Origin of the sequence: Streptococcus sp. 121 (assembly GCF_016458205.1) — a bacterium.
In the GTDB taxonomy this organism is placed as follows: domain Bacteria; phylum Bacillota; class Bacilli; order Lactobacillales; family Streptococcaceae; genus Streptococcus.
This window is the reverse complement of sequence record NZ_JAEMED010000014.1, coordinates 1-22,118: the sequence shown is the minus strand read 5'-3', so window position 1 is coordinate 22,118 and position 22,118 is coordinate 1. Positions and strand designations below refer to the sequence as shown.

The window sequence follows — 22,118 nt, the reverse complement described above, 5'->3', positions numbered from 1 at the left end:
TTTTTATTTCAGCTTTCGCCAGTTTTGATAAGAATCCCAAATATCATAAATAAGGCAGAAGCTGACGAGGGTGTTGAGGAGGATTTGGGGAGAGAGGTGTGTAAGGCGGCTTAGAAAGAAACTGAAGTAGATCATTAAGCGCAAGGCTAGAAAGAGTTTGTACTGGTATTTTTTCATAGTCCTCTCCGTATTTAAAATAGTTCTAGATTTGTGATTTTTGCTTCCATCTTCCATCGAAAAAAACCTGCCGCCGGCAGGTTTTTTTAGTCTAGTAGAATAACCCCATCTTCGATGCGGAAGGGTTCTTGGATGTTGATGCGGTCGTAAAACATGACTCCGTTGATGTGGTCAATTTCATGTTGGACGACAATGGAATTGTAGCCTTTGAGTTTGATGCGGTGTTTTTCTCCGTTTTTATCAAAATACTCAACTGTGATGCGGGAGTTGCGGACTACATATCCAGGTTTGTCTTCGTCTACAGATAGGCAGCCTTCGCCTTCTTTGAGGGCTGCTTGTTGGACGGAATGGGAGACAATTTTAGGATTGTAGAGTACTTCACGCATACTATAGGCTTCTTTAGGGGGCTCACCATCTTCAGTTTCGGGATTTGGTACTAGAACAGCAATCATCCGTTTGCTGATATCCAGTTGAGGTGCAGCTAATCCGACACCGCCACGGAGGCCCATTTTTTCAGCCATGACAGGATCTTGGGAATTTTTCAGAAAACCAAGCATTTTTTCGCCCAGGATAATCTCTTCATCGCTGAGTGGGAAGGTTACTTCCTCCGCTTTTAGGCGGAGGGTGGGATGACCGTCGCGAATGATGTCATCCATATCAATCAAGTGTGATGCACGAGTTAATCGTTTAATTGCAGACATGCGATTCTCCTTTTTCTTCTCGTTCTACTATATCACAATTGGCCTTTATTTTTTGAAAAAATTAGTTAGGCTTTTTCGTGCGGTGTTTTCCACGATTTTCCCAAGCCCGATAACTTTCCCAGATATCGAATAGAAGGCAGAGGCTAGCAATCAGGTAAAACACAGCCTGAAAGTCTATGGCCAGTCCCCAATGACTGAAAAAAAGACTGCTATAGACTAGAATTCTTAAAAGCATAAAATAGGTTCGTCCAAATCTTCTCATGATCAGTTACTCCTTATGACTAGTCTATCCCTTTTATCCTAGAAATGCTAACAAAAAGGGGGAAGTCTTTAAAAGAAATGGATTTGGATATGAGAAAGCAGGTTTAGGGCCATGTGAACCGCAATAGGGAGACGGATATCTTTTGTTTTTCCATAAAGCATTCCTAAAGCCAGTCCTGGAAGCCCATAGAACCAAAAGGCGCTTAAATCAGAGATGGGGTGGATGAGGACAAAGACAAAACTGGAGACGATTAGTCCGAAAATTGGTTGTTTAGGGAAAACATAACGCAGTAATAGACCTCGAAAGAGCACTTCTTCAAAGATGGGGCCGGAGATGACCGCTAGGCTGAATTGAGCAAGAAAACTTCCCCAGCCTTGGGTTTCCAAAGGGGGAATGGGGAAGAAGTGGCTATAGAGTTTGTCGCTGGCGTAGATGACCAGGAAGGTGAGGAGGCTGTAGAGTACTTTTTGTTTTCGATCTGAGGCTAGTTGTGAATTAGAGAGTCCCATTCCTCGAATTTTGAGAATCCAGAGCAGCCCCCCTAAACTGACAAGGTCCACAAAGGTCAATACTATATCCGTAGCATAGGGCCAGGACCAGGAAGCTAAGAGTGGCGAGAAGGGGAGGTAGTTCATGGCTAAGGTGTTGCTGCCATAAAAGATGAGCAGCCAGCAAGTCGCTTCAAGAGGGCGTGCGGAATTCTTCCAGTTGAGATTTGTAAACATAGGGACCTCCTTGTTGTAACCTTTTTAAAAACATTATCTTCCTTCCAGCTTAAGAAAAACTTATAGCTACTTTTGAACACAAAACACGAATGGAAAGATAGAAGGAGGTGCAGATGGAACAGAAGAAATGGCAGGCCTGGGAGCAAGCGAATGAGCAGGAGCGTAGTTTCCTTTTGAAGCAAACTCCAACACAGGAGGCGAGGGTCTACGTCTGTTACTTACGCGAGCAATGGGAAGATTTACCAGCTGATTTGGGACAAGAGTTGGCCATTTTTTTGGCTAGTATGCATTACCAGTTAGAATGCGAGTTGCTACAGCTGGAAGAAGCAGGGAAAGGAGGGACTTCTGTTTACCAAGAATTAATTGAATTTTATAAAATATCGGGATTTTTAGCAGGATTGGAGGAGTTAGATGAAGAAACTTAGGTGGGGAATGCAGCTGCTATTCTTGGTTTTGGCCAGTATGTGCCTCTTTTTGATGTATCGTGCCCAGTCCTATCAAGCTCTACCAAGGAGCAGGCAGCATCCGTTTGTGAAAACGGAAGTGATTCAGGATCGACGGGGCTTGCAACAGGGAAAGGTGGAGGGCTTGCTTTTGTATCATTCCAAGAATCCTAGTAGCCTGGAAGCCCAGTTGGAACTGGAGCACTTGCTCAAAGATTTTCGCAAATCAGCTCGGACTGTAGATCTGGCCCATGAATTTTTACCAGAAAGCTTGGAGGATTATCAAACCATTTATTATGTAGGAGAAGATTTGCTTCAAAAGGAAGAACTTCAGCAACCCTTAAAGGCTTGGGTAGAGGCGGGTGGTCATCTCTATATTGGAATGCCTCAGGCTAGTGAAGAGGATTCCAGTTTTCAAAGATGGTTGGGGGTTGAGCCTGGAATAAGTGGAAATCAGGTGGTTTCATCTATCAGTTTAGAGAAAGATCTGATGATTGGAGGTTCTGGCCCTTTTGCGATATCGCATCCTTTTGATTCTGCTTGGGATGTCAGTTTAGATGCTTCTTGTCGGGTTCCTGTCTGGGATACTGAAACGAAGACACCATTGCTTTGGAGTAAGGAAGCGGGAAAAGGACAAGTAGTCGTCATGAATTTGGGGATTTATGACAAAGTTTATCGAGCAATTTATGGTTTGGGTTTGTCCTTGATGGACCCGATTTTCCTCTATCCTGTCATAAATGCGGGTATTGTTTACCTAGATGATTTTCCAGCTCCTTTCAGTGACCAGGAGAAGGTTCAGCTCTCCAAACATCGACAAGAGAACTTTGATCAATTTGTGACTCAGACTTGGTGGCCAGCTATCCAGGTTTTAGGAAAAGACTTAGACTTGACTTATACTGGAGCAATAGTGGCTAGCTATGGAGAACAGGTCACTTCCCCTTTTCCCTTGGTTCTGCCTGAACTTGGAACCTTGGAGCTGGGGCGAATGTTATTGAAACAAGGGGGAGCGTTGGCCTATCATGGCTATAATCATCAACCTTTGCAGATTCATTCGGGATCCAAGGACTATCTTCCCTGGAGTCAAGAATGGGCTATCCGCGATTCCCTCCAAACCTTAGAAAAGCTGGTTACCACTTACTATGGAGCTCAAAAGCCAGTGGTTTATGTTCCTCCTTCCAATATTTTGAGTCGAGAGGGCCGTAGTGTTCTGGCGACTGCCCTACCTGATTTAAAAGGGGTTGCCTCTACTTATTTTCCGGGTGACGGGGCTTATGCCCAGGAGTTTGATCTAGGATCGGATGATTTACTGAATTTGCCGCGTTTGGTTTCAGGGATGGACTGGGATGATTTTGATCGTTTAGCAGTCTTTTCAGAGCTTAATACCCATTTGGTTCATAGCCAATTTATCCATCCAGATGATGTTTTGGATAATCGTCGAAGTCACGGGAAAACCTGGGAGGAATTACTGGAGTCCTATCGCTCTTCCATGCAAGGTTTGCAGAAAGCTGTGCCGGACTTGGATTTTGTAGGAGCTGGTCGTTTTGCAGACAAGGTTGGTGCATTCCTGAACGTGACCCTCCAAGTGGAGGAGGGAAGCGATTTTTTGGAACTGAAGTTGGACCATGTTCAAGGGAATTCTTCTTTTCTTTTTCGTCAAAATAAAGGAAGGAACCTGCGCGTGACGGGTGGAAAAATCAAACGATTGGCTAAACGGCTGTATCTGCTAGAGACGGATGAAGAGAAAGTGAGGATTGAATGGGACCGGTAAGCACGGATAAAAATTCTGTTATTGTGTTGGTGGTGGAAGCAGCTTATCCCTATCGGAAAGGCGGTTTGTCTAATTGGATTCAGGATTTTATCCAGGGAATGGAGGTTTACTCCTTCTATCTGATAACCATTGTGGATCGGCAGGAAACCTGTGGATCTTGGGTCTATGACCTGCCCAAAAACGTTCTTGGAATACAAGAGTTGGTTTTGGAGGAAGCGGACTTGGAGATGGCACGACCCTGTTGGGGCTTAGGTCCAGATTCAGGCCAGTGGTTGGTAGAAATGATGGACTTAGATAGCTCTTCTCTGGCAAGTTCTTTAAGTGCCCTGCACACGCCCTCTGTATTTAGTACCCTTTTTCAATGGATTAAACACACTTATCCCAAAGCGGCTTTTTTACCGCTTTATCGGCAATTGCGGAGCCTCTTTGGGAATCTCTTGGGCTTGTTGGCGCAAGCTCATCTGCCAGATAGCTGTCGCTGTATTCATGCCTTATCGACGGGGTATGCCGGTTATCTGGCAGCTTACATGGCAAGGAGAGCTAAATGTCCCTTTGTTTTGTCGGAACATGGTTTGTATCTTTTGGAAAAGGAAGAGGTACTTAGTCGTACTCCCCAGCTGCTTTCAGACCAAAAGGACTGTATCCGGTGGTTCTTTCGGGAGATGACGCGAATCAGTTATGAGCAGGCGACAACCGTGACAACGCTCTTCAAGCAGGCGCAAAATCACCAAGTTCAATTGGGGTGTTCCGCAAGCAAGTGTCAGGTTATCCCCAACGGTTTGAACTGGAAGGACTGGCGGCAAGTCCAACGAAAAGAGGATGCGACCAAACTCCGAATTGGGGCTATTCTGCGTTGGACTCCGCTCAAGAATGTCTTGGAACTTCTGTTTATTCATGCCAATCTCTGCCGAAGGGGCTACGAGGTTACCTTGGTCATTTTAGGAGCCGTTGAAGATTCTCGCTACTGGGATGTTTGTCAGGCTGCTATTGAACGCTGGCGGATTCCGAGAGTGGAAATTTTAGGTCATTGCCGCGTGCAGGAATATCTAGTGAATTGGACTTGTTTACTTTTACCGTCTTTATCTGAGGGTCAGCCCCTGGCTCTGCTGGAGGCTATGGCTGCGGGGGTTCCTTGTATCGCTAGCGATGTGGGGTCCTGTCGTCAACTCCTGTGTCAGGATTTAGAAGGAGTAGGAGCTGCAGGGATTTGTGTTAGACCTGGCGATCGAGAAGGTTTTGTGCAGGCAGTAATACAGTTCTTGGACGATCCGGAAATGGGAGTTCGGATGGGGCAAGCTGGTCGGCGACGGGTACAAGACCTTTATCAACAGGAACAGGTTTTGGCAGCCTATCAAAGAATTTATGAGGTGGATTAAGAATGTGGAAAATCTGTCGACAAGGACTTCGAGCCTTACAGCTTTTACTAGCGCTTTATGGTAGTTTTCTTTTCTTCCCCCTGTTTTTGATGTTTTTCAGCCAGATAAAAGTTTGGTTGCATTTAGGACAGGTGGGGGAAATAGTCCATCTCTTGCCCCTCTTAAGTTATGGTTTTTTAGGCGTCTTTTTGGTCCAGAGTCTGATGCGCCCTTGGTTTGCTTGCGCCAGTGAGACCTGGTATGGTCGGAGTCTTTTGGGACTTGTTGGGCTGCAATCTTTGGGGTTGGTAACTTATCTCCTTTATGTTGACACCTTCAATACAGGGACAGGCCTTGTCGTTCTTTTGCTGGGGGCATCTTTGTCTGCTCAGCTTTTACGAGAGCGGTTAGGAGTTAGGCTGAATATGGAACGATATTGTCTGAATTTGATAGGGATTTTTGGATTGATTCTCCTTTTTTCCCTTTTGCTGAGTCAGATGGGACTAGCTTCCTCATTGATTTTAGGTCTTACCCTACTCTTTTTGTTAGACGCCCTGCTCTTGTGGAGTCAGCTGGAGAAGTTAGAGGAGGGAACCTCTCTTGTACCTTCTCGTCAGGCTTGGCTAGGTCTTGTTTTTTACAGTGCCATATTGTTTCCCTTGGTCGTCGTTTATTCTTCCCCCTTGGGCAAGAATTTTGGGGCGGGCTTGCGGCTAGCGCCGGCCTATGACCAGGCTGTTTTGATTTCCTTGTGCCTCTATCTGCTGTTCTTTGCTCAGTGGTTAGGAGTCAAAGAGGCTTATCTGACGCCAGTTTGGCGAACATTTGTTAAGGGCTTGAATGGGTCCATGTCTAGTCAACAGTTGGAAACTTACGAGGAGCTCTGCCAGCAACGCATGGATAAGTTCCTGCTCTTGTGGTTGCTGGAATTTATTTTGCTTCTAATGGGCCTGGCTGTGTATTCTTATTTTCATCCCTTGAACTGGGTTCGTTATTATATCGGTTTTCTGCTGCCGGCCTACTGTTTACTCCAATTGCTGCAAGTCTTTCAATCTCTTTTTCAAGATCTCCTCCAATTTGGTTTGGTATGGCGCTTAGCCTGCTGCTTTTTTGGGGTTAATGTGCTCTTTGCCATCGTTTCAAGCTGGGCTGGCATTTTCTATTTTGGGCTAGGTTTTTTCCTGAGTTCGTCCTTGACAGTGGCCTTAGCTTATTGCCATTATGAGAGGCTCAGAGGTCAGTGGCTCTATGCGATTGTTTCCTATTACGACTAGGCGTGTTATAATTTGAGCAAGGAGGTACACGCATGCGCTTGGATCGTTATTTAGTAGAAGTAGGGTTGGGTTCGCGTTCGGAAGTCAAACAAATAGTGAAGAAGGGACTGATTAAGGTCAATGGTCAGGTTGAAAAAAGTGCTAAGACCCACATCCGGGAAGGGGAAGATCAGATTCACTATCAAGATCAGGAACTGACTTATCAGACCTTTTATTACTGGATGCTCAATAAACCAGCCGGTGTCCTCTCTGCCACCCAAGATAGTTCTGGTAAAACAGTTCTAGACCTGCTGGATCCGGATGATTGGCGAAAGGATTTGTTTCCAGTGGGGCGCTTGGACAAGGACACCGAAGGACTCCTGCTCTTAACCAATAATGGTCCTCTGGCACATGCCATGTTGTCACCAAAGCGGCATGTGACCAAGGTTTATAGGGCCTTGGTCGCAGGAGAAATGACGGTCAAGGATCAAAAGCGCTTTGCGGAAGGGATTCGCTTTAAGGATTTCACTAGTAAACCAGCAGAGTTGGAACTACTACAGGTAGGTCAAGGTTGTTCGGAAGTCCTGATTCGTATTCAGGAAGGAAAATTCCATCAGGTTAAACGGATGGTGGCAGCTTGTGGTAAGGAAGTGACCTATTTGGAACGTCTGTCTATGGGGGCCTTGCAGCTGGATCCGGAATTGGAAAGAGGAACTTACCGAGCCCTACGGGAGGAAGATCTAGCGCTTTTGCAAGACTATGACGTGCCTTTATAAGAAAGGTTGATTTTAGTTGACAAACGAAAAAGGGCTTGGTAGAATGAAAATGTCCGTAAGGATAGAGACCCCTTCTTGGTGGTGGGCCTGCCAGTCCCTCGCACTCGGATGGGGAAGAAAAAAGGAGAAGAAACATGGCAATCTCAAAAGAGAAGAAAAATGAAATCATTGCACAATATGCTCGTCACGAAGGTGACACAGGTTCTGTTGAAGTTCAAGTTGCAGTATTGACTTGGGAAATCAACCACTTGAATGAGCACATCAAAGTGCACAAAAAAGACCACGCTACTTACCGTGGTTTGATGAAAAAAATCGGTCGCCGTCGTAACCTCTTGGCTTACCTACGTCGCACGGATGTTAACCGTTACCGTGAATTGATCCATTCATTGGGACTACGTCGTTAATCAAAAAAACTGCCCACGGGCAGTTTTTTTGATGGAAAAAAGCATCTGAACCTGAGTTCAGATGCTCATAGCTAAGCTTGCCCCAGTTCTTGACTGTAGCGGATGATTTGTTGGACAGTGTCATCCAGGAATTGGATGGTATCTCGTAATGGTTTTTCAGTGGTTAGGTCTGCACCCAAGACCTTGGCTGCTTCGAGAGGTGGTAGGCTACCGCCGAGTTTGAGGTAGTCCAGCCAGAAGTTCGGATCCTGGCTTTCTCTGAGTTTGAGGAAGCCAACAGTGGAGAGGACGAGTCCTGCGGAGTAGGTGTAGCTGTATAGCCCCATGTAGTAATGGCTTTGGCGCATCCAGGTAAGGGCGGCATCGTCGTCGATTTCGATGGCATCTCCCCAGAACTGGGTGAGGACATCTTTCATGATGGCGTTTAGTTTCTCTGCACCAAAGACCTGTCCCTCTTCGATCAAGGTGTAAACCTGGCGTTGGAAGGCTGCTTCCAAGAGGTGGGTAATAAAGTTGTGGAAGTAGGTGTCTGTGAGGCGGTGTGCCAAGGCAAAGCGTTTTTGGCGTGGATCTTCTAACTCATTCTCCAAAAGGTCGCTGAGCAAGAGCTCATTAAAGGTTGAAGGAGCTTCAACGGCATAGGTAGACATGCTGGTGTTGAAAATACTTTGGTGATTGTCGGAGAAGATGAATTGTCCAGAGTGGCCAATTTCATGAATCAAGGTGTAGACATCACTCATGCGTCCAGTCCAGCTCATGAGAACATAAGGGTGGACCTTATAAGGGTCAGCAGCGTAACCGCCGGATTCTTTACCAGTGTTAGCTGCAAAGTCAACCCACCGTTCTTCCTGGTAGCGTTTGACTTGTTCAACATATTCTGGTCCCAGAGCTAGAACGGAGCGCATGACCAAGTCATAGGCTTCTTCGATCGATACTTCTGGGTTCAATTGCGGATCTAGGTCTAGCTTCCAGTCCGCAAAGGTCATTTTTTCAAGACCGTTGATGTGGGCCACGTGTTTCACGAAGGTTTGAGCAATTGGTGCAAACTCATTCATAATCAAGTCAATCTGCCGGTCGAAGAGGCTGCGATCTACTTCCTGCTCCGCCAAGAGGTAGTCAAAGACAGATGGGTAGCCCTTCATGTCGGCTAAGATTTGTTCAGAACGGACTTGGGCTAGGTAGGCAGCTGCTGCGGTTTCTTGGTGTTGGCGCAGTCCCTTAGAGAAGGAGCGGAAGGCAGCTTCTCGAACGCCAGCGTCCTCGTGGTTCTGATAGAAGTTTTCGTAGCTGATGAAGGAGTTTTTGTAGGTTTTACCATCGACGACAAAATCCTCCATGGCATAGTCTCCAGCCCGCATCTTGCTGTAGATATCCTGTGGTGCTTGGAAGATTTCGCTGAGGTTGGCCAATGTTTTTTCAGCTTCTTTTCCTAGATAGTGGGCTTTTTTTATTTTGGCCAAGCGAATGGGCTGGCTGAGTCCCGGCTGGCTTTCCAGCTGATCTAAAATCGCAGAGTCTGCTTCCAGTAGGGCCGCGTCAAAGAAAGCCAACCCAACTTGTGCTTGTGTTCCGAAGTCAGTTCCAGCCTGGGCGATTTGAGCAAAGTCGTCATTGCCAAAATCGGTGGTTTGGGGCATGAAGGAATAGGTCAAGATGTGGCTGATTTGAATGTGGATGTGTTCCAAGACTTGAAAGGCTTCTTGAAAATCTTCGAAGGTGTTCAAGTTGTCTTGGTAGTTGCGTTGGAATTCCTCTATATCTTGGCTAGCCTTCTCGATGGCCCGGAGGAAATCCTCCCGATCTTGGTAGAGGGCGGTAAGGTCCCAGAGTTGGTATTCTGGGAATTCTGAACGGTGTTTTTGTTCCATAAAAGTCTCCTTTCGTCTCCCTCCTAGTATAGCAATTTTAAGCGTGATTGTGGTAGAATAAAGGGGTCGGGGACTTTTGTGCAAAGATGAATCGAGCAGGGTCTGCTGGGTTGATTTTTGTAGAAAATCCCCAATAAAATTTAGGAGTATTCAATGACGAAACAGGTATTTAAAACGACCTTTGCAGGTCGTGAATTGATTGTTGAAGCAGGACAGGTGGCACGTCAGGCTAATGGTGCTGTTGTGGTTCGGTACGGGGAATCGACTGTTTTAACAGCAGCAGTGATGTCCAAGAAAATGGCTACAGGGGATTTCTTCCCTCTTCAAGTCAACTATGAAGAAAAAATGTATGCGGCTGGAAAATTCCCGGGTGGCTTTAACAAGCGGGAAGGGCGTCCATCTACGGATGCTACCTTGACAGCTCGGTTGATTGACCGTCCGATTCGGCCTATGTTTGCGGAAGGATTCCGCAATGAGGTCCAGGTGATTAATACGGTTTTGTCCTACGATGAGAATGCCTCTGCTCCGATGGCAGCCATGTTTGGTTCTTCTCTAGCTCTTGGAATTTCAGATATTCCTTTTGATGGTCCAATTGCCGGCGTCCAAGTGGGTTATGTGAATGGCGCTTTTGTCATCAACCCTAGTCAAGAGGAGATGGAACAATCCACTCTTGATTTAACCGTAGCAGGAACGAAAGAAGCGATTAACATGGTGGAATCAGGGGCCAAAGAACTGTCTGAAGACATCATGCTTGAAGCGCTTCTCAAAGGTCATGCGGCGATCCAAGAGTTGATTGCTTTCCAAGAGGAAATCATTGCTGCGATTGGGAAGGACAAGGCAGAGGTGGAATTGTTGCAAGTTGATCCGGACTTGCAGGCTGAAATTGAGGCGGCCTACAATCCGCAATTGCAAGCGGCTGTGCAGGTTGAGGAGAAATTGGCGCGTGAAGCGGCAACCAATGCGGTTCGTGAAGAAGTCAAGGCTGTTTACGAGGAGCGTTATGCGGATCATGAAGAGTTTGACCGTATCATGCGAGACGTGGCTGAAATCCTTGAATTGATGGAGCATGCGGAAGTTCGTCGTCTGATTACGGAAGATAAGGTGCGTCCGGATGGTCGGAAAGTCGATGAAATTCGCCCACTGGCTGCGGAAGTTGATTATCTTCCACGGGTGCATGGTTCAGGTCTCTTTACACGTGGGCAAACCCAAGCCTTGTCTGTTTTGACCTTGGCTCCAATGGGTGAAACCCAGATTGTGGATGGCCTAGATCCTGAATACAAAAAACGCTTCATGCACCATTACAATTTCCCACAATATTCTGTGGGAGAAACGGGACGTTATGGGGCACCAGGTCGTCGTGAAATCGGGCACGGGGCCTTGGGTGAACGGGCCTTGGAGCAAGTCTTGCCAAGTCTTGAGGAATTTCCTTATGCCATTCGTTTGGTAGCGGAAGTTTTGGAATCCAATGGTTCGAGCTCCCAGGCTTCGATTACAGCGGGAACCTTGGCCTTGATGGCTGGTGGGGTCCCAATTAAAGCGCCAGTAGCTGGTATTGCCATGGGCTTGATTTCAGATGGGACCAACTACACTGTCTTGACAGATATCCAAGGTCTAGAAGATCACTTTGGAGATATGGACTTTAAGGTGGCAGGAACTCGTGAGGGAATTACAGCCTTGCAGATGGATATCAAGATTTCTGGGATCACCCCGGAAATTCTTGAAGAAGCTTTGGCCCAGGCTAAGAAGGCTCGCTTTGAGATTTTGGATGTCATTCATGAAGCTATTCCGGAAGTTCGTCCGGAGTTGGCGCCAACTGCTCCGAAAATCGATACCATCCAAATTGATGTGGACAAAATCAAGGTGGTTATCGGTAAAGGTGGGGAAACCATCGACAAGATTATTGCGGAAACTGGCGTTAAGATTGACATTGACGAAGACGGTTTGGTTTCCATCTTCTCACCAGACCAAGCTGCTATTAACCGAACCAAGGAAATCATTGCTGATTTGGTTCGTGAAGCTAAGGTGGATGAAGTCTTTACTGGCGTAAAAGTAACCCGCATTGAGAAATTTGGAGCTTTTGTCAACCTCTTTGATAAGACAGATGCCTTGGTGCATATTTCAGAAATGGCTTGGACTCGCGTTAACAAGGTCGAAGATATTCTCGAAGTTGGGGATGAAGTAGATGTCAAGGTTATCAAGATTGATGATAAAGGTCGGGTGAATGCCTCTATGAAGGCCTTGTTCCCGAAACCCCAAGGAGTTGAGTAGGAAGGATCTCTATGATCAAAATCTATAATACCCTCAGTCGGCAACTAGAAGAGTTTCGTCCTCAAGTGGAGGGCAAGGTTTCCATGTACGTTTGTGGGCCAACGGTCTATAACTACATTCACATTGGAAATGCTCGCCCAGTTGTGGCTTTCGATACCATTCGTCGCTACCTCACCTATCGTGGTTATGAGGTGACCTACATTTCCAACTTTACGGATGTGGATGATAAGATCATCAACCGGGCTCTTGAGGAAGGTATCAGTCCGGAAGAAGTAGCTGATAAGTATATTGCAGCTTATTTGGAGGATACCCAGGCTTTGGGAATTCTTCCAGCCACTCAAAATCCACGGGTGATGGACTATATTCCTGAAATCATCGCTTTTATTCAGGAATTGATCGCCAAAGAAATGGCTTATGAAAGCCAGGGGGACGTTTATTTCCGGGTTCGTAAATCCGAAGGTTATGGTCGGTTGGCCAATAAGTCCTTGGAGGATTTGGCTCAGGGAGCCAGTGGACGTTTAGGCTCAGAAGCGGATCGTAAGGAAGATCCTTTGGATTTTGCCTTGTGGAAGTCTGCTAAGGATGGAGAAATCTCTTGGGATAGCCCTTGGGGGGCAGGTCGTCCTGGTTGGCATATTGAGTGTTCGGTCATGTCAACGGAGCTTTTGGGTCCAACTTTGGATATCCATGGCGGTGGAAGTGACTTGGAGTTTCCCCACCATACCAATGAAATTGCCCAGTCTGAAGCTAAGACCGGTCAGACCTTCGTCCATTATTGGATGCACAATGCCTTTATTACCATTGATGATGAGAAAATGTCCAAATCTCTAGGGAACTTCCGGACTGTCCATGAGCTCTTGCAGACGGTTGATGGTCAGGTTCTACGGCTCTTCCTCAACAGTCAACACTACCGTCGTCCCATTAATTTCAGTGACAAGGCACTCTACGATGCCCAAGTCAATCTGAAGTATCTGAAAAACACTTATCTCAGCCCTCTTAAAGAGGCGGCTGACATTAGTCGTTTACCAGACTTTGTCCGGGATTTTGAGGCTGCGATGGACGATGACTTCAATACAGCCAATGCCTTGACCGTACTCTTTGACTTGGCCAAGTGGATCAATTCCGGCCATTATACGGAGGAGGTTCAAACCGTCTTTGGGCAGTTCCTTGCTATTTTTGGGTTGGTTTTCCAAGAAGATATTTTAGAGGAAGAAATTGAAAAATTAATTGCCCAACGCCAAGAGGCGCGTGCAGCGAAAAACTTCCAAGAAGCCGATCGGATTCGGGATATGCTTGCCCAACAAGGCATTCGCTTATTGGACACCAAAGAGGGAGTGAGGTGGCAGCGTGACTGATGTCCGCCTGATTAACGGTATTGCTCTGGCCTTTGATGGGGATGCTATCTACTCGGTCTATGTGCGCCAACACTTGATCTTGCAAGGAATGACCAAGCCCAACCGCCTCCACCATGTGGCCACCCACTATGTATCTGCTAAGGCTCAGGCTCAGTTGGTCCAAGCTCTCTTGGATCAGGAAATGCTGACGGAAGAAGAAGTTGCAATCTATAAACGAGGACGCAACGCCAATAGCCATACCAAGGCTAAAAATACAGATGTCGTCACCTACAGAATGTCGACGGGCTTTGAAGCCCTCCTGGGTTATCTTCACCTGACTGGCCAAATCGACCGGCTGGAAGAATTGATTCACTGGTGTATTCAAACCGTCGAACAAGAGCAGTAAAAGGAGACCCCTTATGAATATCGAAGAAATTCTTGCTGGCGATTTCTCAAGCATCGCAGGAACTTGGGAAAATGACTACGAAGACCGCTTGGTTTTTGATGAAAAAGGTCTAGTATCAGACACCTATCATGTTACGTTTACCAATGCTTTAGTAGAAGGGGGCTTCCTCAGCACCCAGTATGAGCCAATCCGTGCACTGGTTGGCGGTGCCTTAATTCGTTTTATCCCCAGCGGTGTAGACGCATCGAACCCAGATACCCAGGATCGCTCGAAACATTTTAAAGACCGCATCTGGCTTAGCCAAAGCAATGGCGATTTGGCTTTTGCGCGTGAGTTTTATTATAAAGTGGATTAAGGCTCCTCAAAAATCAAATTGAACCGTTGTCAGGTCAGACAGTCTGGTAGACTGTCTGAGATTCTAGTTGAAAAAACGAAGTTTTTGTCAACGTTGCCGTACTTATTTGAAACTTTCTTCGAAAGTTTTATCTACAAGCTCGAAACCTCTCCCAGAGATTTCGAGCTGTCCTCGGTTCACTTCCAAGGTTCATTTTTGATTTTTATTGAGTATCAGATGTAGAAACAACAGAGTATAAGGAGGGGCATAGCCCCTCCTTACTCTATCAGTCAAAGGAAAAAAGAATGGAAACAACAGACACAATTTACGGTCACCACTCTGTGGTGGAAGCCTTGGAAATGGGGACGGGGAACAAGCTCTACATCCAGGAAGATTTACGGGGCAAGAAGCTGGAGCGGGTCAAGGACTTGGCCAGTGAGCACAAGGTGCCGATTTCTTGGACCAGTAAGAAAAAGTTAGACGAGATGACCCAGAAGGGGGTTCATCAGGGCTTGGTCTTGCGGGTATCCGCCTATGCTTACCAGAGTCTTGAAGATGTGATGGCCAAGGCTGAAGGGCAGGAGAATCCTCTGATTCTGATTTTGGATAGCCTCACAGATCCTCATAATTTGGGTTCCATTTTGCGGACGGCGGATGCCATGGAGGTTACTGGGATCATTATTCCCAAACACCGGTCGGTTGGCATTACGCCAGTGGTAGCCAAGATTGCGACAGGGGCGCTGGAGCATGTGCCAGTGGCTCGGGTGACCAATCTGAGTCAGACCTTGGACAAGCTCAAAGAAGCTGGTTTCTGGGTCTTTGGAACAGATATGAATGGAACCCCTTCTCACAAATGGAATACTTCAGGAAAATTGGCTTTGATTATCGGGAATGAAGGTAAGGGCATCTCCCCCAACATTAAGAAGCAGGTGGATGAGATGATTACCATCCCAATGGGAGGTCATGTTCAAAGCCTGAATGCCAGTGTTGCCGCAGCCGTTTTGATGTACGAAGTCTATCGGAATAAAGTGTAAAGCCTATGAAGAAACAGATTTTACTCGTTGATGGATACAATATGATTGCCTCTTGGGAAAGCACAAAGAGCTATTTCAAACGCAATCAGCTAGATGCTGCCCGAAACCTCTTACTCAATCGCCTCAGCAATTATGCGAGTTTTGAAGGACTGGAGATCACCTGTGTCTTCGATGCCCAGCATGTGCCCGGTATCCGGCAGCGTTACGACGAATTTCAGGTGGCGGTGATTTTCACGGAGGAAGATGAAACAGCGGACTCCTATATTGAAAGACTAGCAGCCCAGTTGAACACTGGTCGCAATCAAGTATCGGTTGCGACTAGTGACTTGAATGAACAGTGGACGGTCTTTGCCCAGGGAGCCTTGCGGGTTTCCGCTCGTGAATTGGAAAAACGAACAGCGGTGGTTAAGAAGGACCTGGACAAATTCGTTGACCAGGTGGATATTCAAACCCCACGGTTAACACCGTGGTCAGACCAAAATATGCAGACTTTGCAGGAGCTTCTTGGTCAAGTGGAGGACTAATCCCTGATTACTATAAAAAATTCCCTCATTCAAAGCATGAATGAGGGAATTTTTTTATGAATGTCTTATGGTATACTCTTTTAGTTTATCTTTTATTATTGTGTTAGCCCGTCTTGCCGTACTTCAGTACTGTCTACGACTCGCTGCCTTGTACTAAAAGTAATACTCATTGGATTTTCAAACATACTAAGATTCGTTAAGCGTAAACTAAAATACTATGGCATTTGCAAATCGTTGATGATATCAATATGTGGGGAGACTAGTGGGTAAGTTTCTTCGTGTGTTGCTAAGTTTGTGACAACAGCTGTCAGATTGTCGAGTTCACAGAAGGAAGTGAAGTCATCTTTGCCAAATTTTGACTTGTCTAAAAGTAAATAGCGTTCGAGGGAGTGTTCTAGGGCTAAGTGTTGGGTATAGGCTTCAGTAATCGTCGAGGTCATAACCTGATTCGCTTTGACACCATTAGCAGAAAAAAACATTTTTGAAAAATGGAGATTTTCAAGACTCATATTGGTAATTTCACCTATGAAGGATTCGGTTACCTGACGCAATTCTCCTCCTAGCAGAAAGACTTTGAAGTCTTCGGATTTCTTTTGGGAGAGCACTCGAAAGACAGGTAAACAGTTGGTGATGATGGTTAACTGTTTGTTTTGAATGGCCTCTGCTAAATAGGTGGTTGTCGTCCCAGGGCCTAGAAAAATTCGGTCGCCATCTTCGATGAGAGAGGCTGCTCGCAGGGCAATGGCCTGCTTTGCTGCCTGATGCTGGATGTGCTTTTCTGAGTGGGAGTATTCGCGGTACTGGAAGGCGGTATTGGAACGAGCTCCTCCATGGATTCTGGTTAAAATTCCTAGTTCTTCTAATTCTCCCAAATCCCGTCGGACAGTCATATCTGTTACATTCAACATTTCGACAATTTGAGATGTTCGAATTGTTCCTTTTTGGTGGACTAAACGAGTTATTTTTTCCAATCTTTTTTGTTTTTTCATTTCTCCCCCCCTTTTTTTATTTTTATTGTAACAAAAAACGACCAAAAATTCTGCTAATGATTGAATGAATAATAGGTAGGAACCTCATTCTGATGTTGGGTTCTTTTTATTTTGGCCAAACACAATATATTTTTTGTTTAAACAAACACAAAAACAAACAAAGATTGTTGACTTATTGTTCGAAAACGGTTACAATGTAAGTGAGCAAATATAAAGAATGTGAGGGTCAGGTGTATGAAGTTATACGTAGCCGCAGATTCCCATGGGGAACATCTCAAAATCGCCATTGACGACTATCTCAAAACATTGGGATACGAGTTGGTGACGGTGAGTCAAGGGGGAGATTTCGTAGATGAGACACTAGCTGTTGTTGCAGAGTTAAAGAAAGATCAGGAAGCCTTAGGGCTGGTTATTGATGCATATGGTGTTGGTCCTTTCATGGTGGCTACGAAATGCAAGGGAATTATTGCAGCAGTCGTTTCGGATGAACGTTCAGCTTATATGACTAGGGGGCATAACAATTCACGATTGCTGACGATTGGTGCAGAGATTGTGGGGGTTGGTTTGGCTAAGAACATTGTTAGAGGATTTGTTGAAGGATCTTATGATGGAGGGCGTCACCAGATTCGTGTGGATATGTTGAATAAAATGTGCTGAGGTGAAGTGAATGAAAATTGCAATCGGTTGTGACCATATTGTTACGGATGAAAAAATTGCAGTAGTGGATTATTTGAAGGAGAAGGGACATGAGGTTCTAGATGTTGGAGCCTATGACCACGTTCGAACTCATTATCCAATCTATGGCAAAAAAGTTGGTGAAGCAGTTGCGAGTGGACAGGTGGATGTCGGAATTTGTATTTGTGGAACAGGTATTGGAATTAACAATGCGGTCAATAAGGTTCCAGGTGTCCGTGGTGCGCTTGTTCGGGATATGACCTCTGCAATTTATGCGAAAAAGGTCTTGAATGCCAATGTGATTGGGTTTGGTGGAAAAATTAGTGGTGAGCTACTCATGTGTGACATCATTGATGCCTTCCTTGAAACGGAATATGAAGCAAGCCCTGAAAACCAAGCCTTGGTAAACAAAATTTCTAGTATAGAATCTGAAAACCAGGAACAAAATAGTTCAAGCTTTTTCGAAGAATTTATTGAAAAATGGAATCGCGGAGAGTACCACGATTAGGTGGACAAAAGAATGCTAGTAGTGCCTCGAATCTTTCGATTGGAATATCCATAAATGAGAGAGTTTCAATTTAGCCCAAGCTATCTGGGTGAACTCCTCCTTTAAAATAGCAGCAGGAAAAGGAGAGGATGTCTCCGTGTTCTGCCACAAATTGAACTGATGGGGAATGTGGTAAGAAACGGGGGAGTATTCCTTTCAGAGGGTGGAACATTGCAGCTACAAATCTTAGTTGAAGAGGTACAGTATAGCAAATAAAGTCACATTGGATGCACTAACGGACCATCGCGGAATCATTTCAACTTTGGTTTTTAATCCACGTGGAGCTTTGCGGGAAATGCTAGGCATTATGGTGTGGCTGAGCCCACCAGAGAACAACGAAGAAGTCACGTCGTCTTTGGGGCTTACTGCAACTCGGAGTTCCAAGGTGGATAGCGGATAGGGTGTCAGGTTGGGGTGACCATTATCAACTAGTAGCATAAAAGTCAGTAGATATCCTGCGGAACTAATGTATTTGATCCAATTTCACAGCAGGAAATATCGCATAACCACACTGAAATATCTTGTGACTCAGTCTTTTTTCAAATGATATAGTCTTTTAGTTTGCTTTTAGTACAAGGCAGCGAGTCGCAGGCAGTACTAAAGTACGGAAAGACGAGCTAACACAGTAATAAAAGATAAACTAAAAGAGTATAACTCCGATGAATCTCAAGTTCCGTCACTGTTTTGCAGGAAGTATAGTATTAAAGAGAGCAATATCAAAACCAGACCTCGCCAAACTAGGATTGGTCAGCTGTCTCGATTACTACTTAAAACGACATGCCTTAAAAGTTAACTGAACCGCCGTGTGCCGAACGGCACGCACGGTGGTGTGAGTAGGGCAAGACGAACCAACACGGTTATAAAAGATTCACTAAAAGAGTATCTTTACCTTAGTGCTGGGGTTTCAGCGCAACTCTTCCAAGAAACACTGGCGTTTGCTTATCAGGCGGGTGCTAACTTCAATGGTGTCCTATGTGGACGATCAACATGGGCTGGTGTTGTTTCGGTTTGTGTTGAAAAAGGAGAGGAAGCAGCTCGTGAATGGCTTCGGACAGAAGGGAGAGCCAATCTTGAAGCCTTAAATGAGAGTCTGGCTTCCTCAGTAATTTCTATTTTTCAGAAAGTTCAGGTGATCTATGACTAATTTATTTGCCAAAGAAACGGTCTTTATATCTGAGGCATTGACACAAAATGATGTATTTGTGGAAGTTGCTCAAGCCTTATTAGAGCACGGACTTGTGACAGAAGAGTTTCTGTCCAACCTGGTAGAGCGAGAAAAACAGTATCCAACTGGGCTTCCACTCGCACCGATTGATGAGCGGCTACCGAATGTTGCGATTCCGCATACAGAAAGTAGCTTTGTAAATCAAACGCGGATTGTTCCAGTAAAGCTGAAACATCCCCTCACCTTCCATAATATGATTGTTCCTGACGAAGAATTACAGGTTTCCTTTTTGTTTATGATCTTGAATCATGATGAATCGGAGCAATCTGGGCTATTAGCCCAGATTATGGATTTTGTGAATCGCCAAAATGTTGAGGATTTGGTGGAATTCTTTAGCTTTGAATCAGTAGAAGAAGTTTATCACTATTTAGAAAAGAATTTTTAAGGAGTACGGAAAATGATTAAAATTTTAGCAGCTTGTGGAGCAGGTGTAAATTCTAGCCACCAAATTAAAAGTGCTTTAGAATCTGAAATGGCAAAACGTGGGTATCAAGTGACCTGTGATGCAGTCATGATTAAAGACATTAATGAAGAAATGATGTCTCGTTATGATATCTTCGCTCAAATTTCCAAAACTGACTTGGGATTCAATGTTGAAATTCCAGTGGTAGATGCAGGGGCGATTTTATATCGTATTCCGGCCATGGCAGAACCAGTGTACAAAAAAATGGAGGAAGCGATTGCTTCCGTTGCGAAATAGGGAGATAACATATGAATGCAATTGTAGACTTAGCCAATCAGATATTCCAGCCAATTATTAATCTGGGTGCGGCATCCTTGATGAGCATTATTTTGACCATTTTGGCACTTTGTTTTAAGGTAAAATTCTCTAAAGCCTTAGAGGGAGGTTTGAAACTGGGGATTGCCCTAACAGGTATTGGAGCGATTATCAATATCTTGTCTACTGCCTTCTCAGGTGCTATGACAGATTTCGTAGCGCGGACTGGTTTAGAGTTAACCATTACAGACGTGGGATGGGCTCCTCTGGCAACAATTACTTGGGGCTCACCATTTACCCTCTACTTCCTATTGGTGATGGTCATCGTCAACCTAATTATGTTGGCTATGAAAAAAACGAATACACTTGACGTTGATATCTTCGATATCTGGCACCTTTCAATTGTAGGTCTCTTTGCAATTTGGAGTGGAGCCAATCTATTCATTGCGACTGTATTGGTGGTTTTTATTGGTGTTTTGAAAATTCTCAACTCTGATTTGATGAAACCAACCTTTAATGATTTGTTGGGGGCTGGTCCAGAAAATCCAATGACCACAACTCATATGAACTTTATGATGAATCCTATCATCATGGTTTTCGATAAAATTTTTGATCTCCTATTCCCTTGGTTGGATAAATACGACTTTGATGCAGCTAGGTTGAATGCAAAAATAGGTTTCTGGGGTTCAAAATTTGCGATTGGTATTTATTTGGGAATCTTTGTAGGGCTTCTTGCTGGTCAAACTCCATCTGAAATTGTTTCGTTGGCCTTTGTTGCAGCGGTCTGCTTGGAATTGTTCTCTTTAATTGGTTCTTGGTTTATTGCAGCTGTAGAGCCTTTGTCGCAGGGAATCACCGATTTCGCTTCTTCACGTCTTGCTGGTCGTACTCTAAATATCGGTTTGGATTGGCCTTTCCTTGCTGGTCGTGCGGAAATCTGGGCTGCTGCCAATGTCCTTGCCCCAATTATGTTACTTGAATCTATTATCTTACCAGGAAATAAACTCTTGCCACTTGCAGGAATTATTGCCATGGGAGTTACCCCAGCTCTGCTTGTCGTGACACGTGGTAAATTGATTCGGATGATTGTTATCGGAGCTATTGAATTGCCACTCTTCTTGTGGTCAGGTACGATCATGGCCCCATTTATTACTGAGACAGCAATGAAAGTTGGAGCCTTCCCGGAAGGAATTGAAGCTTCAGCAATGATTTCTCATACTACTATGGAAGGACCAATTGAAAAATTCTTGGCATTCTTTCTTGGTAAAGCTGCTGCTGGAGAAGGTACCTTTATGATTTTAGCTATCGGTAGTCTAGTAGTATACACCTTGCTCTTCTTCTGGTACCGTGGTGAAATGAAAAAACGGAACCAGGTCTACCTTGAAGCAGAAACAACAAATAGATGAATATGTAAAAACTCCACGTAAGGCTCTCTTATGGGAGTTTTTACATAGTTTGTGCAAGGAAACAGAAATTGATTTTTTATATAATTTCCAAATTAGCACTCTCAAAAATGTAAGCACTAACCTTAAACGAAGGAGCTCACCAGGAATCACCATCAAACGCAGTAGCGGTATTCCCTAAGAATAACTAGTATAGGTCTGGACTCCGTTGCAATTGCCTTAGCACTTGCAGCGGGTGCTGGCTTCGTTGTCCAAACCAATGAAAGCAACCAACTCCGCATAATTGAAGAAGGAGTATGCGAGGAGGTATCGGACAACTCTTTGAAAAAGAGAAAGAAGTCAAAGGAGGCGACGTACTCCACCTAGTGAGCGAGAAAACTGTCAGTGTCCAGTCTATGATGCTAGAAGAAGAGAAAATTGAGACTATTTCCGCAGGGCCTAGTGTCAGTCAGCAAACTACCTGGTATCCCTTAAATCAGTTTTCGAATCCAGATAAGGTGGTCCCATTTGACCAAAATTGGAAGTTTCAACTGGGAGATAATCCTGCTACCGCGAGAACAGACTTTGATGATGCCAAGTGGAAACAATTAGGTTTGCCCACTGAAGGAAACTGGTCCAGGTTTGGTAGTAGATGAGCTCCCTCTTTTGATGTAAGTAATACTCATTACATTTCAAAATCTGAATGTGTGAATTCTTTTCGCAGAACCCTTTGATTGAGGCTGGGCAAAAACTAGCCAATAATTGAAAAATCACAGATAATTTGTACTTGGTTTTCGCCAAAAGATACAAATTTGTCTGTGATTTTTCTTTATCTTTTTCATATTGGACTAACCTCTTAGTCAATTTTGTAAGATTCATGCTCATTAAGAGGAGTCCTAACTCTGTTTCCACATTTTGATTTCCTCGAACATGAACTCGGCGCACGCCAA

General features: G+C 44.9%; 24 protein-coding genes and 1 pseudogene. 20 read left to right on the top strand and 5 right to left on the bottom strand.

What is annotated here, in order from left to right:
• Positions 1-263: 263 nt before the first annotated feature.
• From def to JEQ21_RS04190, 3 genes are all read right to left on the bottom strand, one after another.
• A complete protein-coding gene (def, locus tag JEQ21_RS04200; protein ID WP_199364131.1) occupies positions 264-878 on the bottom strand; it encodes a peptide deformylase in 615 nt (204 codons plus the stop codon).
• 61 nt (positions 879-939) lie between these two features.
• Positions 940-1,140, bottom strand: coding sequence for a hypothetical protein (locus JEQ21_RS04195; RefSeq protein WP_196091014.1), 201 nt, complete (start codon positions 1,138-1,140; stop codon positions 940-942).
• A gap of 68 nt (positions 1,141-1,208) precedes the next feature.
• On the bottom strand, positions 1,209-1,865 hold the full coding sequence (locus JEQ21_RS04190) for a CPBP family intramembrane glutamic endopeptidase (protein ID WP_199364130.1): 657 nt from the start codon (positions 1,863-1,865) through the stop codon (positions 1,209-1,211).
• 113 nt (positions 1,866-1,978) lie between these two features.
• On the opposite strand from JEQ21_RS04190, the gene JEQ21_RS04185 reads away from it, so the two are divergent.
• The 6 genes from JEQ21_RS04185 (at position 1,979) to rpsO (ending at position 7,864) form a co-directional block, all read left to right on the top strand.
• The gene (locus tag JEQ21_RS04185) at positions 1,979-2,290 is read left to right on the top strand and encodes a hypothetical protein (protein ID WP_199364128.1); all 312 of its coding nucleotides are present in this window, start codon (positions 1,979-1,981) and stop codon (positions 2,288-2,290) included.
• Positions 2,277-4,076 carry a DUF2194 domain-containing protein gene (locus tag JEQ21_RS04180; protein WP_199364126.1) on the top strand — a complete coding sequence of 600 codons (1,800 nt, stop codon included), beginning with the start codon at positions 2,277-2,279 and terminating at the stop codon, positions 4,074-4,076. Before JEQ21_RS04185 ends, JEQ21_RS04180 begins: the two co-directional genes overlap by 14 nt.
• Entirely contained in the window at positions 4,064-5,452 is a 1,389-nt protein-coding gene (gene pelF / locus JEQ21_RS04175) for a GT4 family glycosyltransferase PelF (protein WP_199364124.1), read from the top strand. Before JEQ21_RS04180 ends, pelF begins: the two co-directional genes overlap by 13 nt.
• Before the next feature lie 2 nt (positions 5,453-5,454).
• Positions 5,455-6,705 carry an exopolysaccharide Pel transporter PelG gene (gene pelG / locus JEQ21_RS04170; RefSeq protein WP_199364123.1) on the top strand — a complete coding sequence of 417 codons (1,251 nt, stop codon included), beginning with the start codon at positions 5,455-5,457 and terminating at the stop codon, positions 6,703-6,705.
• 32 nt (positions 6,706-6,737) lie between these two features.
• Entirely contained in the window at positions 6,738-7,460 is a 723-nt protein-coding gene (locus JEQ21_RS04165) for a pseudouridine synthase (protein WP_199364121.1), read from the top strand.
• 134 nt (positions 7,461-7,594) lie between these two features.
• Positions 7,595-7,864 (top strand): 30S ribosomal protein S15, encoded by a 270-nt coding sequence (gene rpsO, locus JEQ21_RS04160; protein ID WP_135038137.1) that lies wholly within the window; start codon positions 7,595-7,597, stop codon positions 7,862-7,864.
• 71 nt (positions 7,865-7,935) lie between these two features.
• Here rpsO and pepF read toward each other — a convergent pair whose 3' ends face one another.
• Positions 7,936-9,732, bottom strand: a complete 1,797-nt coding sequence (gene pepF, locus JEQ21_RS04155) for an oligoendopeptidase F (protein ID WP_199364119.1) — start codon at positions 9,730-9,732, stop codon at positions 7,936-7,938.
• Between the two features lie 153 nt (positions 9,733-9,885).
• On the opposite strand from pepF, the pseudogene pnp reads away from it, so the two are divergent.
• The 6 genes and pseudogenes from pnp to JEQ21_RS04125 all read left to right on the top strand — a co-directional run.
• Positions 9,886-11,985: pseudogene (pnp, locus tag JEQ21_RS04150) on the top strand (polyribonucleotide nucleotidyltransferase); the annotation flags it as partial.
• 26 nt (positions 11,986-12,011) lie between these two features.
• On the top strand, positions 12,012-13,355 hold the full coding sequence (gene cysS / locus JEQ21_RS04145) for a cysteine--tRNA ligase (RefSeq protein ID WP_199364117.1): 1,344 nt from the start codon (positions 12,012-12,014) through the stop codon (positions 13,353-13,355).
• A complete protein-coding gene (locus JEQ21_RS04140; RefSeq protein WP_199364115.1) occupies positions 13,348-13,740 on the top strand; it encodes a Mini-ribonuclease 3 in 393 nt (130 codons plus the stop codon). The genes cysS and JEQ21_RS04140 overlap by 8 nt, the downstream gene beginning before the upstream one ends.
• 13 nt (positions 13,741-13,753) lie before the next feature.
• The gene (locus JEQ21_RS04135; RefSeq protein ID WP_196091026.1) at positions 13,754-14,095 is read left to right on the top strand and encodes a DUF6287 domain-containing protein; all 342 of its coding nucleotides are present in this window, start codon (positions 13,754-13,756) and stop codon (positions 14,093-14,095) included.
• Between the two features lie 284 nt (positions 14,096-14,379).
• Positions 14,380-15,108 carry a 23S rRNA (guanosine(2251)-2'-O)-methyltransferase RlmB gene (gene rlmB / locus JEQ21_RS04130; protein WP_199364113.1) on the top strand — a complete coding sequence of 243 codons (729 nt, stop codon included), beginning with the start codon at positions 14,380-14,382 and terminating at the stop codon, positions 15,106-15,108.
• Between the two features lie 5 nt (positions 15,109-15,113).
• Positions 15,114-15,632, top strand: coding sequence for an NYN domain-containing protein (locus JEQ21_RS04125; RefSeq protein WP_196091028.1), 519 nt, complete (start codon positions 15,114-15,116; stop codon positions 15,630-15,632).
• A 215-nt stretch (positions 15,633-15,847) separates the two neighbouring features.
• Here the strand turns inward: JEQ21_RS04125 and JEQ21_RS04120 are convergent, their stop codons facing one another.
• Positions 15,848-16,621 carry a DeoR/GlpR family DNA-binding transcription regulator gene (locus JEQ21_RS04120; RefSeq protein WP_196967647.1) on the bottom strand — a complete coding sequence of 258 codons (774 nt, stop codon included), beginning with the start codon at positions 16,619-16,621 and terminating at the stop codon, positions 15,848-15,850.
• A gap of 234 nt (positions 16,622-16,855) precedes the next feature.
• Here JEQ21_RS04120 and lacA point away from each other — a divergent pair, with 234 nt between their 5' ends.
• The 8 genes from lacA (at position 16,856) to JEQ21_RS04080 (ending at position 21,824) form a co-directional block, all read left to right on the top strand.
• A complete protein-coding gene (lacA, locus tag JEQ21_RS04115; RefSeq protein ID WP_199364111.1) occupies positions 16,856-17,278 on the top strand; it encodes a galactose-6-phosphate isomerase subunit LacA in 423 nt (140 codons plus the stop codon).
• A gap of 10 nt (positions 17,279-17,288) precedes the next feature.
• Positions 17,289-17,804, top strand: coding sequence for a galactose-6-phosphate isomerase subunit LacB (gene lacB / locus JEQ21_RS04110; protein WP_199364109.1), 516 nt, complete (start codon positions 17,289-17,291; stop codon positions 17,802-17,804).
• A gap of 262 nt (positions 17,805-18,066) precedes the next feature.
• Complete coding sequence (locus JEQ21_RS10255) at positions 18,067-18,243, top strand: hypothetical protein (protein WP_442805113.1); 177 nt, start codon at positions 18,067-18,069, stop codon at positions 18,241-18,243.
• A 405-nt stretch (positions 18,244-18,648) separates the two neighbouring features.
• Positions 18,649-18,987: a hypothetical protein gene (locus JEQ21_RS04100; protein ID WP_325176124.1), complete on the top strand. Its 339-nt coding sequence runs from the start codon at positions 18,649-18,651 to the stop codon at positions 18,985-18,987.
• Positions 18,980-19,453 carry a PTS sugar transporter subunit IIA gene (locus JEQ21_RS04095; RefSeq protein WP_196967644.1) on the top strand — a complete coding sequence of 158 codons (474 nt, stop codon included), beginning with the start codon at positions 18,980-18,982 and terminating at the stop codon, positions 19,451-19,453. The genes JEQ21_RS04100 and JEQ21_RS04095 overlap by 8 nt, the downstream gene beginning before the upstream one ends.
• Before the next feature lie 12 nt (positions 19,454-19,465).
• Positions 19,466-19,768, top strand: coding sequence for a PTS fructose transporter subunit IIB (locus JEQ21_RS04090; RefSeq protein ID WP_196091033.1), 303 nt, complete (start codon positions 19,466-19,468; stop codon positions 19,766-19,768).
• 11 nt (positions 19,769-19,779) lie between these two features.
• Complete coding sequence (locus JEQ21_RS04085; protein WP_199364107.1) at positions 19,780-21,192, top strand: PTS galactitol transporter subunit IIC; 1,413 nt, start codon at positions 19,780-19,782, stop codon at positions 21,190-21,192.
• A 293-nt stretch (positions 21,193-21,485) separates the two neighbouring features.
• Positions 21,486-21,824, top strand: coding sequence for a hypothetical protein (locus JEQ21_RS04080; RefSeq protein ID WP_199364105.1), 339 nt, complete (start codon positions 21,486-21,488; stop codon positions 21,822-21,824).
• The last annotated feature ends 294 nt before the right edge of the window (positions 21,825-22,118 follow it).